The organism is Streptomyces sp. WAC06614 (assembly GCF_003949795.1).
GTDB lineage: Bacteria > Actinomycetota > Actinomycetes > Streptomycetales > Streptomycetaceae > Streptomyces.
The window spans coordinates 1-12234 of sequence record NZ_RPRY01000210.1; the positions used below are offsets into that span (position 1 = coordinate 1).

Consider the following 12234-nt stretch of genomic DNA (forward strand, 5'->3'; position numbering starts at 1 on the left):
ACCGCCGCCCCCACGCCGCCCAGCCCCGACCACAGGCCGACCGCCCGGGCCCGGTCGTCCTGGTGCAGGGAACCCTGGATCAGGGCGAGGGAGCCGGGGGTGAGGAGGGCGCCGCCGATGCCCTGCAGTGCGCGGGCGGCGATCAGGACGCCGGCGTTCGGGGCCAGTCCGCACAGCAGCGAGCCCGCCGCGAACCAGAGCACGCCGAGGACGAAGACCTTCCGCCGGCCGTAGCGGTCGCCCAGGGCCCCGCCGACCAGGATCAGGGCGGCCAGCGTCAGCAGGTAGGCGTTGACCGTCCACTGCAGGACGGCGAGATCCGCGCCGAGGTCGCGGCCGATCCGGGGCAGGGCGACGTTGACGACCGTCGAGTCCAGCAGCGCCATCGTCGAGCCGAGCACCGTGGCGACCAGGATCCACCGGCCCTGAGCGGTGGCGAGCCGGACCTGAGGGCTGTCCCGGGTGTCCTCCACCCCTTCAGGCTCCCGGTCCTGGCCGGAAAGAGCCAGTCGGCGGCGCGGAATGCATGCTTGTCCGGAACATGACGACCAGTTCACCATGACGCGCACACGTCACGCACTTCCTTTCCGCACAATCTGCACGCGTAGCACGCGACGTACGAGGGGACACCACGTGGCACGACGGACCACACCGTTACGCGCGGCACTCGCCGCCCTCACCTCCCTGCTGCTCCTACCGCTCGGCGCCGGCGTGGCAGCCGCCGCGCCGGAGCCCGGCCCCGGGCCGGCCGAGCGGAAGATCGAACCCGAGCTGCGGACCCGGTTCGAGGAAGGCAAGGACAAGGCCGCCTTCTGGGTCTACCTGGACAGCGCCGCCGACCTCAGCTCGGCGAGCCGCCAGCAGGGCCGGGCGGGCAAGGCCGACGCGGTCTACCGGGCCAAGACCGAACACGCCAGGCGCACCCAGGCCGAGCTGGTCAAGGCCCTGGACGGGGCCCGGGCGGAGTACACCTCGTACTGGATCGTCAACGCCGTGCGCGTCGTCGGCAGCAGCAAGCTCGCCGGCACCCTCGCCCAGCGCCCCGAGGTCGCCCGCATCGACGCCGACGACAAGGTCACCCTCACCCGGCCCGCCGAGGGCCGGCGCGAGCCCGCGGTCGACGCCGTCGAGTGGAACATCGACCGGATCAAGGCGCCCCAGGTCTGGGACCAGCTCGGCGTGCGCGGCGAGGGCATCGTGGTCGCCAACATCGACAGCGGCGTCGACTACACCCACCCCGCCGTGAACAACCAGTACCGAGGCAAGAAGGCCGACGGCGGCTACGACCACAACTACAACTGGTTCGACCCGGGCGGCATCTGCGCGGGCGCGGCCCCCTGCGACAACAACGACCACGGCACCCACACCATGGGCACCATGGTCGGGGACGACGGCGGCGCCAACAAGATCGGCGTGGCCCCCGGCGCCAAGTGGATCGCCGCCAAGGGCTGCGAGACCAGCTCCTGCTCCGAGGCCTCCCTGCTCGCCTCCGGCCAGTGGATCGTCGCCCCGACCGACCTGAACGGGCAGAACCCGCGCCCCGACCTCGCCCCGCACATCGTCAACAACTCCTGGGGCAGCTCGGTGCACGACGACTGGTACCGCCAGATCGTCGAAACCTGGCGCGCCGCCGGCATCTTCCCGGCCTTCTCCAACGGCAACTCCGGCCCCGCCTGCGCCACCAGCGGCTCGCCCGGTGACTACGCCGCCTCCTACAGCTCCGGCGCCTTCGACATCAACAACACCATCGCCTCCTTCTCCTCCCGCGGCGCCGGCCCGAACGGGGTGATCAAGCCCAACATCGCCGCTCCCGGCGTCAACGTCCGCTCCTCGATCCGCAACGGCGGCTACGGCTCCTTCTCCGGCACCTCGATGGCCTCGCCCCACACCGCCGCCACCGTGGCCCTGATCTGGTCCGCCGCGCCCGCCCTCGAAGGCGACGTCGCACAGACCGAGGCGCTCCTCGACGGCACCGCCCAGGACACCGACAACACCAGCTGCGGAGGTACCGCGGCCGACAACAACGTCTTCGGCGAGGGCCGCCTCGACGCGCTCGCCGCCGTCCAGGCCGCCCCGCGCGGCGCCGTCGGCTCGCTGTCCGGCACCGTCCGCTCCGGCGGCCAGCCCGTCGCGGGCGCCAAGGTGACCGCTGACGGCCCGATCGACCGTACGACGACCACCGCGGCCGACGGCACCTACCGCTTCGCCTCGCTCTCGGTCGGCGACTACGCCCTGACCGCCGCCAAGTTCGGCTACGGCCAGGAGGCCGGGCAGGCCACCGTGACCGAGGGCGCCACCGCCACCGCCGACTTCGCGCTCACCCAGGCCCCCTCCGGCAAGCTCACCGGTACGGTCTCCTCCGCCGCCGGACCGGCCGCGGGCGCCACCGTCACCGTCGCCGACACCCCCGTCACGGCCACCGCCGACGCCGACGGCCGCTTCGAGGTCACCCTGCCGCACGGCACCTACCGGGTGAACGCCACCCACTCCTCCCGCTGCGTCACCGCGGGCAGCAGCCAGGTGACCGTCGCCGGGGACACCACCGTCGCCGTCACGCTGCCCGAGCGCACCGACGGCTACGGCTACGCCTGCGCCACCCCGGCCGGCCGCCCGTACCCGGCCGGCGACCGCCAGCTCGCCCTCACCGGCGACAACACCACCGAGCGGATCGACCTGCCCTTCTCCGTCCCGCTGTACGGCAAGACCTACGGCCAGGCCTGGATCGGCACCAACGGCACCGTCAGCTTCGGCGGCGCCCACACCGGCGACATCAACGGCGACCTGCCGAGCACGGCCACCCCGAACGCGGCCCTCTACCCCTTCTGGGACGACCTGGTCGTCGGCCCGGCGGGTACCGGCTCGGGCGTGTTCACCGCCGTCACCGGCACCGCCCCGCACCGCTCCTTCGTGATCGAGTGGCGCGACGTGGCCCACTGGTCGGCGCAGGCCGACAAGTTCTCCTTCGGCGCGGCCATCGGTGAGGACGGCACCGTCTCCTACCACTACAAGGGCACCGGAGGCACCGGCATCAAGGGCGGCTCCACCGCCACCGTCGGCGTGGAGAACGCCACCGGCACCGACGCCTTCAAGTACTCCTTCAACTCCCCCGTCATCACCGACGGACTCGCCATCGCCTTCCGCACCACCCGCAGCGGTGTCGTCTCCGGCCGCGTGCTCGACGCCAACGACGGCAACGGCGTGGCCGGCGCGACCGTGACGGTCGGCTCCGGCGACGGCGCGGTCACCGCCACCACCGCGGCGGACGGCGGCTACGTGGTCCAGAGCCCGGCGGGCTCCCGTACGGTCGCCATCAGCGCCCCGTCCTACGAGGGCTCCGAGGCCACCGTCGACGTCAAGGCCGCCGACGTCACCCCCGTCACCCGCTCCCTGCGCACCGGCAAGGTCACCCCCGCCACCGAGGCGGTGGAGGTCGTCCTGCCCGCCGAGCAGCTGCGCACCCGCACCCTCGACCTCACCAACCCGGGCCTGGGCACGGCGTTCTCGGTGGCCGAGGACGCGCCGTGGCTGTCGGTCGCCCCGGCCGCCGGTGACCTGCCCACCGGGGGCAAGGCCTCGCTGGCGCTGACCGTGCAGTCCGCCGGCCTGGCACCGGGCACGGTGCTCACCACCGATCTGAGGATCACCTCGGCGAGCGGGCGCACCCCGGTCCGCAACGTCCCGGTCAAGGTGGTCGTCCCCCGCTACCAGGTGGCCCTCGACGCCGGCGCCGACCGGGCGAGCACCGACGCGTTCGGCGACGGCTGGTCCCCGGACCGCAAGTACACCGCCGGCTCCTACGGCTACCAGGGCGCCTCGTCGGTGAGGTCCACCAGCCGCACCATCGCGGGCACCAGCGAGCAGAACCTGTTCCGCAACGCCCGTGAAGGCATGTACGAGTACCGCTTCGACAATGTGCCCAACGGCACCTACACGGTGGAACTCGGCTTCGCGGAGCTGTCCTCGATCCGGCCGGACAAGCGGGTCTTCGACGTCCTGGTCGAGGGCAAGGAAGTCCTGCCCTCGCTCGACATCGCCCTGGAGGCGGGCACGTACAAGGCCCTGACCCGTAGTTACACGGTCACGGTCACCGACGGCGTGCTCGACGTCCGGTTCGTCACCCACAGCGGCTTCGGCAAGCCGCTGCTGAACAGCCTGCGGGTGACCGAGCGGCCCGACCGCGGCTAGCGGCCGGACCGGCGCGTGACAGGGGGCGGGGTGCCCGGCCGGGCACCCCGCCCCCGGCGCGTCCTCAGGCCTGGGTGACGTGGAACTCCGCGTCCAGCACCCGCGCGAGGTCCGGGCCGCCCCACTCCTCCACCCGGGCGAGGAACCCGATCAGCTGCGACTGCACCTCGTAGAGCAGGTCCGGGACCCGGTCGAGCTCCAGCTCGACCGACGCACGGCCGTCCGAGACCAGGACCCGGTCCCCGCGGAACTCCAGGACCGGCACCGGCCCGTGGCCGAGCCAGGCCGGCTCCTCCCGCTCGGCCAGCGCCGCCCACTCCCGCCAGCTCTCCAGGCCGAAGCAGCACGACGGCGGGATCACCGCCCCGGTGCCCGGGTCACGCAGCCGGACCCCGCCGGGCGCCAGCAGGCCGTCGGCGGACAGCAGCCGGGCGACGACGTCCCCGCCCGGCCCCGCCTCGTCGTTGTGGTCCGCTATCAGCGCCAGCGCCGCCCCGACCGCAGCCGGGCGCAGGCTGCCGTCGAGCACCAGCAGGTCACGGCCGTCCTCGGAGACCTCCAGCACCGCATCCATGACCCCACCCGTCACATCGGCCTCCCTAGCCGCGGACGCGCCATTCGGGTGGCCGCGCCCCGCCGTGGCGGTGGCGCGCCCGGCCGAGGGCCCCCGGCCCGGCTAACGTCCGGTTCATCATGACCACGCAGGCCTTTCCCTCATGACCGCGCAGCTCGACCGCTTCGCCGACCTGCTCCGGTCCGCCGACGCGGCCTGGGCCGTCGGCGATGCCCACGGTACCCGGGACGCCGGAGCCGTAGGCCCGATCCGCCAGGACAGCCCCCTCGACGTGACCGGCCTGGCCGCCGTCCTCACCCTCTGGCCCGTCGTCGGCCACCTCGTGACCGAGGGCGCGCTGCGGCTCCACACCCCCCTCTCCGCCTACTGGGACCACCACCACCCCGCGGGCGGGACCACCGCCCACCAGCTGCTGACCCACACCGCGGCCGTCGACCGGCCCGGCGCCCTCCTCGGCGCACTCGCCGAACACCTCGCCGGGGAACCGCTCGCCGCGTTCGCCGCCCGCCACGTCTGGGCACCCCTGGGCATGCACCGCACCGGCTACGACTCCGGCGGCACGGCCCGCGCCGTGCTGCGCTCCACGCTGGATGATCTCGGCCGTTTCCTGCACCACCTGTGCGAGCCGGCCGACACACCCGTGGCCCGGACCTGGATCGCCGACTCCCTGCGCATCCGCACGGGCGAACTCGCCCCGGCCCGCGGCCTGCTGTGGCACCCGGCCGCGCACACCGACCCCCGTTCGGGCCTGTGGTGCCACGCGGACCCGGCCGGCTCCGCCCTCTGGGTCGCACCGCGCGAGGGCCGCTGGGCGGTGCTGCTCACCCGCACCCCCGGACTGCGCGAGGCGTTCCGGAATCTCGCCTTCCCCGCATAGCGGCCCGGTGCGTCCTCGCGTACAGTGGATCAATTCCTGCCAGGTGACCGCCCATTCACTTTCTGCCCACCCCTGTCCCCCCTAGCATGGGAAGCGGGGGACGACCGGCGAGAGGGACCCATGAAGAAGAGCCGCCAGCAGGACCGTGACATACCCGGCCCCCAGGCCCCGTGGAGCGAGATCGCCCCCGGGCTGTGGATGGGCGGCCACTACTGGACCGACGCCTCCGGCGCCCAGCAGCAGGCCGTCGTCGGCTCCGAGTTCGACGTCGTCATCAGCCTGTTCACCGTCGACGGGCACGGACCGAGCTACGAGACCGAGCACGTCATCGGCGAGATCCCCGACGCCCCGCTCACCCCGGTGCAGATCCGCACCGTGCAGCGCCTGGCCCGTACGGTCAAGCACGCCATGGACGGCGGGCTGACCACCCTGGTCCGCTGCCACTCGGGCTACAACCGCTCCGGCCTGGTCGTCGCCCAGACCCTCATCGACGCGGGCCACGCTCCGTCCGAGGCCATCGACCTGATCCGCCGTCGGCGTTCCCCGTACGCGTTGAACAACGACCTGTTCGAGGCCTACCTCACCACCGGGCTGGACATCGCCGCACTCCTGTCCGAACTGGAACCCCCGGTCTGACGGACCCCGCACCGGCGCCGGTCAGCCTCCGCCCGGCCGTCCGCCGGTGCCCAGGGCCGCCAAGGCGGTCACGGCCCGCGCGGTGATCTCCTCGGGGGTGCCCGTGACGTCGACGGTGACGCCGGCCTCGTCCGGCCGCAGCGGCTCCAGGGCCGCGAACTGGGAGTCCAGCAGCGAGGGCGGCATGAAGTGGCCCTCGCGCGCGGTCATCCGCCGGCGGATCAGCTCCCGGTCCCCGGTGAGGTGCACGAAGACGGCCCCGGGCGCGGCGGCGCGCAGCCGGTCACGGTAGGCGCGCTTCAGCGCGGAGGCCGCCACCACCCCGCCCCGGTCCCCGGTCCGCCGGGCCCAGTCGCCGACGGCGTCGAGCCACGGCAGCCGGTCGGCGTCGTCCAGCGGGACCCCGGCGGCCATCTTGCGGATGTTGGCGGGCGGGTGGAAGGCGTCGCCCTCGGCGTACGGCAGGTGCAGTGCGGCGGCGAGCAGCCGGCCCACGGTCGTCTTGCCCGTCCCCGCCACACCCATCACCACGACGACCTGACCGCTGCTCACCGGTGCACCCCGCTCTCCTCGACCCCGTCGGCCCGCAGGCCGCCCACCCGTACCGTAGGACAGCAGGCCTGTTCGAACTGTCCGAGGCCCGACTTGTAGGCCCCGGGCGGGCGGTGCGATCCTGCCAGGATGACGGATCCCTACGCGCGGCTCGCCGCCGCGGCCGCCGAATGGGACGATCTCGGCCCCCGCCTGCCACCGGCCGCCCTGCGCCAACTGGCCCTGCTGCTCGCGGCGCTGCGCCTCGCCAAGGGCGACGTCTCCGAACGGGCCGCGCTGCTGGCCGCCCGGCTGCTCGGCGAGCAGCTGCCCGACCGGTTCCCGGGTGAGAGCCGGCTCGGCACCGCCGCGACGGGCGCCACGACCGTCGGCCACCACGGCTACGTCGCCGACGACCTCGCCGTCCTCGTGCTCGACGGGCACCGCATGGTCGGCCCGGTGCTCGGCGAGGTCCGGGACCGGTTGCTGGCCGTCCCGGCCATCGGCGACGCCGAGGCCCTCGAAGGCGGCTGCGACCCGTACGAGCCCGGCCTGATCCGGCTGCGCGGGGCCGGCGGGTTCGTCCGGCTGCCGGTCTTCCAGTTCGCCCCCGACGGCCGCCCCCGCGCCGTCGTCCGCGAGGTGAACCTGCTGCTCGGCGCCGACCGGGACCCCTGGGGCGCCGCCGACTGGTGGCTCTCGCCGCACCCCGGGCTGGGCGACGTACCGGCCGCGCTGCTGGGCGGGCCCGACGAGGGGCTGCTGCCCCCGGCCGCCGCGCGTCGCTGACCGGCGCGGCGGCCGCCGGGCCGCCGGGCCGCCGCCGGGCCGCCGCGCCGCCGCCCGGTCAGGCGCCGGCCACCGGCGCGGGTCCGGCGAACTGCGTGCGGTACAGCTCCTCGTACCGGCCGCCGGCCGCCAGCAGTTCGGTGTGCGTGCCGCGCTCCACGATCCGCCCGTCCTCCACCACCAGGATCAGGTCCGCCGCCTGGACGGTCGACAGCCGGTGGGCGATCACCACGGCCGTCCGGCCCGCCAGCGCCTCGCCCAACGCCTCCTGCACGGCCGCCTCCGAGGTGGAGTCCAGGTGCGCGGTGGCCTCGTCCAGGATCACCACCCGCTGCCGGGCCAGCAGCAACCGGGCGATGGTCAGGCGCTGCCGCTCACCGCCGGACAGCCGGTAGCCGCGTTCGCCCACCACCGTGTCCAGCCCGTCCGGCAGCGAGGCCACCAGCTCCTCCAGCCGCGAGCGCCGCAGGGCCTCCCACAGCTCCTCCTCGGTGGCGCCCGGGCGGGCCAGCAGCAGATTGGCGCGCACGGAGTCGTGGAACAGGTGCCCGTCCTGGGTGACCATGCCGAGGGTCTCCCGGATCGAGTCCGCGCTGAGGTCCCGTACGTCGATCCCGCCGAGCCGCACCGCACCCGCGTCGGCGTCGTAGAGCCGGGGGAGGAGCTGGGCGATGGTGGACTTGCCGGCACCCGAGGAGCCGACCAGGGCGATCATCTGCCCGGGGGCCGCCCGGAACGAGACCTCGTGCAGCACCCGGGTACCGCCCCGGGTGTCCAGCGAGGCCACCTCCTCCAGGGAGGCCAGCGAGACCTTGTCCGCCGCCGGGTAGCCGAAGGACACCCCGTCGAACTCCACCGCCACCGGCCCGTCGGGCACCCGGCGGGCGTCCGGCTTCTCGGCGATCAGCGGCTCCAGGTCCAGGACCTCGAAGACCCGCTCGAAGCTCACCAGGGCGCTCATCACCTCCACCCGCGCCCCCGCGAGCGCCGTGAGCGGCGCGTACAGCCGGGTCAGCAGCAGGGCGAGCGCCACCACCGAGCCCGCGTCCAGCGTGCCGCGCAGCGCGTAATGGCCGCCCAAGCCGTAGACGAGGGCCAGCGCGAGGGCCGAGACCAGGGTGAGCGCGGTGATGAACGCCGACTGGGCCATCGCGGTCCGGACCCCGATGTCCCGCACCCGCCCGGCGCGGGCCGCGAACTCGGCGGACTCCTCGGCGGGCCGCCCGAACAGCTTCACCAGGGTCGCGCCCGGCGCCGAGAAGCGCTCGGTCATCTGCGTGCCCATCGAGGCGTTGAGCTGGGCCGCCTCCCGCTGGAGGCGGGCCATCCGCGCCCCGGTGCGACGGGCGGGCAGCACGAACACCGGCAGCAGCACCAGCGCGAGCGCGGTGATCTGCCAGGAGATGCTCAGCATGACCGTCAGGGTGAGCAGCAGCGTGACCACGTTGGCGACCACCCCCGACAGGGTGTTGCTGAACGCCCGCTGGGCGCCGATCACGTCGTTGTTGAGCCGGCTGACCAGGGCGCCGGTCCGGGTACGGGTGAAGAACGCGACCGGCATCCGCTGCACGTGGTCGAAGACGGCCGTGCGCAGGTCCAGGATCAGCCCCTCGCCCAGGGTGGCCGACAGCCATCGGGTGAGCAGCCCCAGGCCGGCCTCGACCACTGCGATCAGGGCGATCAGCAGGGCCAGGCGGACGACCGTGCCCTCCGGGCTCCCGGCCACGATCGCGTCGACCACCCGGGCCGCGAGCACCGGGGTGGCCACCGCCAGCAGGGCCGAGACCACGCTCAGCAGCAGGAAGAGGGTGAGCCCACGGCGGTGCGGGCGGGCGAACGAGGCGACCCGGCGCAGGCTCGCCCGGGAGAACGGGCGGCGGTCCGACTGCGCGTTCATCACGCTGTGCAGCGAGGTCCAAGCGGTGACTTCCATGTCCATACCGCGGACGCTAGGACCTCCACCTCACTTGAGGTCAAGGTGCGTGCGGGAGCACCCGACAGGAGTGCGGACGCACCCAACTCCCTTGTCCGCAGCGCCCTCCCGTTCCCTCGTGCGCTGTCGGTGGCCGGTGGCATCATCGGCCCATGACGCAGGAGTCCGAGCGCACGACCGACACCGTCCTCACCCGCTTCGAGCACTGGGCGCGCACCACCCCCGACACCCGCGCCGTCCTGTCCGGGACCTTCGACCTCTCCTACGGCGAACTCGACCGGCGCGCCAACCGGCTGGCGCGCCATCTGCTCGACGCCGGCCTGCCCGCCGGGGCCACCGTGGCCGTGGGCACCGCCCGCCGGGCCGACGCCGTGCTCGCGGTGCTGGCCGTGCTCAAGGCGGGCGGCACCTACGCGCTGCTGGACCCGGACAGCCCGGGCGTCGCCGAGCACGAGCTGCGTGCCGCCCGGCCCTTCGCCCTGGTCACCCACACCTCCTACCGGGCCCGGCTCGACCACGGCCAGGGCCTGCTGGTCGTCTGCCTCGACGCCGAGGCCCAGCGGCTGGAGGCCCGTTCGACCGAGCCGGTGCGGGCGGCGCCCGCGCCCGACGCCGCGGTCCTGTTCACCCGGTCGGACCGGCCCCGGGCGGTCCCGGTGAGCCAGGCCCGGCTGCTCGCCGCGTTCGAGGCCTGGGCCCGGGTCGGGGCGTTCACCGCCGAGGACCGGCACCTGGTCACCGCCCGCGCCGATGTCACCGACTTCTCCGCGGGCTGGACCCGGGCGCTGTGCTCGGGCGGCGGACTGGCCGTGTCCGAGGGCCCGCACTGGATGCCCCACGAGATACGCCGCCGCATCGGGGAGGACCGGGTGACCGTGGTGCACGCCGACCCCGGGACCGCCCAGCGGCTGGCCGGACCCCCGGCGGGGCAGCCGGACCAGCGCCGCCCGGAGGACGACCTCGCACCGGTGCGCCTGCTGAGCGTCACCGGGGACCGGCTGTTCCTCGACGAACAGGCCGAGCTGGCCCTGCGGTTGCGCACCGGCGTCCGGCTGCTCCAGGTCTGGGCCACCACCGAGGCCGCCGGCTGCGGCACCTGGTTCGAGCTGTCCCAGCTGCCCCGCCCGGAACCCGCACCCCGGCAGAGCTGCCTCATCGGCACGCCCTTCCCCGGCTGCCGGGCCGAGGTCCGGGACGGCGAGCTCCACCTGTCCCCGCCCGAGGGCGGGGACCTCGTCCCGACCGGCGACCACGGACTGCTGCGCCCGGACGGGCTGCTGGAGTTCACCGGCCGCGACCGGGACGGCACCGCGGCCGGCCCCGGCGGGACCGACCTCCAGAAGATCGAGGCCGTCGTCCGCAGCCGCGAGGGCACCGGTTCGGCGCTCGTCCGGACGGTCTCCGCGCCCGGGGGCCGGCAGCGGCTCGTGGCCTACCTCGCGCCGTACACCCTCGCCCCGTCCGGCGCCCACCCCGGGCTGCCGGACGCCGCAGGGCTGCGCGCGTACCTGCGCGGCAGACTGCCCGACGACCAGATACCCCAGGGCGTCGTCCACCTGGAGACCCTGCCGCGCACCCGCACGGGACGGGAGGACCGGGACGGCCTGCCGCTGCCCGCCCAGCCCGCCCGGGCGGGGACCGGCCGGGTCAAGTTCGCCGGCCGGGCCGTCCCCGGCGCGTCGGGCGGCGGCCTCGCCTTCCTCTACGGCTGCCTGGCGATCTTCCCCGGTGCCCTGGCCTTCCTGCTCACCCTGCTGATGTGGCCGCGGTCGGTGGACCTCACCGCGGTGCCCTCGCCGTGGGCCGGGCTGTTCTTCGTCCTCTACCTGTGCGAATGCCTGGCGTTCGGGGTGGGCGTGGTCGTCCTGTGCGTCGGCCGCCGGCCGATGCTGGCCCAGGGCCGGCCGCGCGGGCTGACCACGGCGGCCCATCTGGCGCTCGTGTACCTGCTGGCGTCGTGGTGGCCCCAGGACAACCTCTACCGGCTGGCCGACAAGTACGACTATCCCCGACAGGCCCTGCTGGTCTACCTGTTCAACATCCCGCTGATGATCGCCGCCTTCGTCCTCGCCGTCTTCGTCACCCGGCCCCCGGAGGTCCCGTTCGACTTCGACGACGACTGACGGCGACCGGCCTCGGCCGACGGTGCGGGACGGCGACGACGGCGACCGGGGCCGCCAGGTCGCCCGTCACTCCTGGAACAGCTCGCCCACCCGCCGGGCCTCCGCCCGCACCAGGGCCGTCGCGGCCTCCAGCGCCGCGGCGGTCCGGGCGGCCACCACCACGCCGAGCCACGGCGCCGGGTCGAACGCGGCCGTGGGCACGGCCGGCAGGAACACGGCGTCCAGCGCCGCGCAGCCGCGCGCCATCGTCGTGAACAGCCCGCTCAGCAAGGCCTCCGGCAGCCGGGCGCCCAGCTCCACCCGGTCCACGACCCGCACCAGGTGGGACCCGCCCCGCAGCGCGTCCAGCCGGGCCCGCACCATGAAGGCCACGGCCGGCCCGGTCAGCCGCAGGTTGGTCTCGGTGGGCGCGAGCCGGCCCAGCCCGTCCACGACGAAGTCCACGTCGAACCAGCCCCGGTAGCCGGCCGCCGCCAGCTCCTGCCCGACCGCCGCGCCGAAGGCCAGCAGCGGCTTCTCGGCCTCCTCGGGCACCACCCCCGGCCCCGTGGTCGCGCCCTGGTAGCCCGTCCCCGCCACGTCCATC

General features: G+C 74.7%; 10 protein-coding genes. 5 read left to right on the plus strand and 5 right to left on the minus strand.

Going from position 1 to position 12234, the window contains the following annotated elements:
• Positions 1–473: MFS transporter (locus EF918_RS24295; protein WP_125650452.1), on the minus strand; the 473-nt coding region annotated here is incomplete at its 3' end.
• A gap of 160 nt (positions 474–633) precedes the next feature.
• Between EF918_RS24295 and EF918_RS24300 the strand changes: the two genes are divergently transcribed.
• A complete protein-coding gene (locus EF918_RS24300; RefSeq protein ID WP_260610592.1) occupies positions 634–4185 on the plus strand; it encodes a S8 family serine peptidase in 3552 nt (1183 codons plus the stop codon).
• 64 nt (positions 4186–4249) lie between these two features.
• Here the strand turns inward: EF918_RS24300 and EF918_RS24305 are convergent, their stop codons facing one another.
• The gene (locus EF918_RS24305) at positions 4250–4759 is read right to left on the minus strand and encodes a hypothetical protein (protein ID WP_125650456.1); all 510 of its coding nucleotides are present in this window, start codon (positions 4757–4759) and stop codon (positions 4250–4252) included.
• A gap of 142 nt (positions 4760–4901) precedes the next feature.
• Between EF918_RS24305 and EF918_RS24310 the strand changes: the two genes are divergently transcribed.
• Both EF918_RS24310 and EF918_RS24315 read left to right on the plus strand, forming a co-directional pair.
• On the plus strand, positions 4902–5636 hold the full coding sequence (locus tag EF918_RS24310; RefSeq protein ID WP_125650458.1) for a serine hydrolase domain-containing protein: 735 nt from the start codon (positions 4902–4904) through the stop codon (positions 5634–5636).
• 120 nt (positions 5637–5756) lie between these two features.
• Positions 5757–6272, plus strand: coding sequence for a dual specificity protein phosphatase family protein (locus tag EF918_RS24315; protein ID WP_125650460.1), 516 nt, complete (start codon positions 5757–5759; stop codon positions 6270–6272).
• Between the two features lie 21 nt (positions 6273–6293).
• Here the strand turns inward: EF918_RS24315 and EF918_RS24320 are convergent, their stop codons facing one another.
• Positions 6294–6824: a gluconokinase gene (locus EF918_RS24320; protein ID WP_125650462.1), complete on the minus strand. Its 531-nt coding sequence runs from the start codon at positions 6822–6824 to the stop codon at positions 6294–6296.
• A gap of 129 nt (positions 6825–6953) precedes the next feature.
• Here EF918_RS24320 and EF918_RS24325 point away from each other — a divergent pair, with 129 nt between their 5' ends.
• The gene (locus EF918_RS24325; RefSeq protein WP_125650464.1) at positions 6954–7592 is read left to right on the plus strand and encodes a hypothetical protein; all 639 of its coding nucleotides are present in this window, start codon (positions 6954–6956) and stop codon (positions 7590–7592) included.
• A gap of 58 nt (positions 7593–7650) precedes the next feature.
• Here EF918_RS24325 and EF918_RS24330 read toward each other — a convergent pair whose 3' ends face one another.
• On the minus strand, positions 7651–9531 hold the full coding sequence (locus tag EF918_RS24330; RefSeq protein WP_125650466.1) for an ABC transporter ATP-binding protein: 1881 nt from the start codon (positions 9529–9531) through the stop codon (positions 7651–7653).
• Positions 9532–9677: 146 nt separating this feature from the next.
• Here EF918_RS24330 and EF918_RS24335 point away from each other — a divergent pair, with 146 nt between their 5' ends.
• The gene (locus EF918_RS24335; RefSeq protein ID WP_125650468.1) at positions 9678–11648 is read left to right on the plus strand and encodes an AMP-binding protein; all 1971 of its coding nucleotides are present in this window, start codon (positions 9678–9680) and stop codon (positions 11646–11648) included.
• 66 nt (positions 11649–11714) lie between these two features.
• Here the strand turns inward: EF918_RS24335 and EF918_RS37190 are convergent.
• Positions 11715–12234: hypothetical protein (locus EF918_RS37190; RefSeq protein WP_221889750.1), on the minus strand; the 520-nt coding region annotated here is incomplete at its 5' end.

Excerpts from the sequence above, each read along its gene's own strand:
- EF918_RS24305 (WP_125650456.1), bottom strand. The coding sequence starts at position 4,759 with ATGGATGCGGTGCTGGAGGTCTCCGAGGACGGCCGTGACCTGCTGGTG.
- EF918_RS24310 (WP_125650458.1), top strand. The coding sequence starts at position 4,902 with ATGACCGCGCAGCTCGACCGCTTCGCCGACCTGCTCCGGTCCGCCGAC.
- EF918_RS24315 (WP_125650460.1), top strand. The coding sequence starts at position 5,757 with ATGAAGAAGAGCCGCCAGCAGGACCGTGACATACCCGGCCCCCAGGCC.
- EF918_RS24325 (WP_125650464.1), top strand. The coding sequence starts at position 6,954 with ATGACGGATCCCTACGCGCGGCTCGCCGCCGCGGCCGCCGAATGGGAC.
- EF918_RS24330 (WP_125650466.1), bottom strand. The coding sequence starts at position 9,531 with ATGGACATGGAAGTCACCGCTTGGACCTCGCTGCACAGCGTGATGAAC.
- EF918_RS24335 (WP_125650468.1), top strand. The coding sequence starts at position 9,678 with ATGACGCAGGAGTCCGAGCGCACGACCGACACCGTCCTCACCCGCTTC.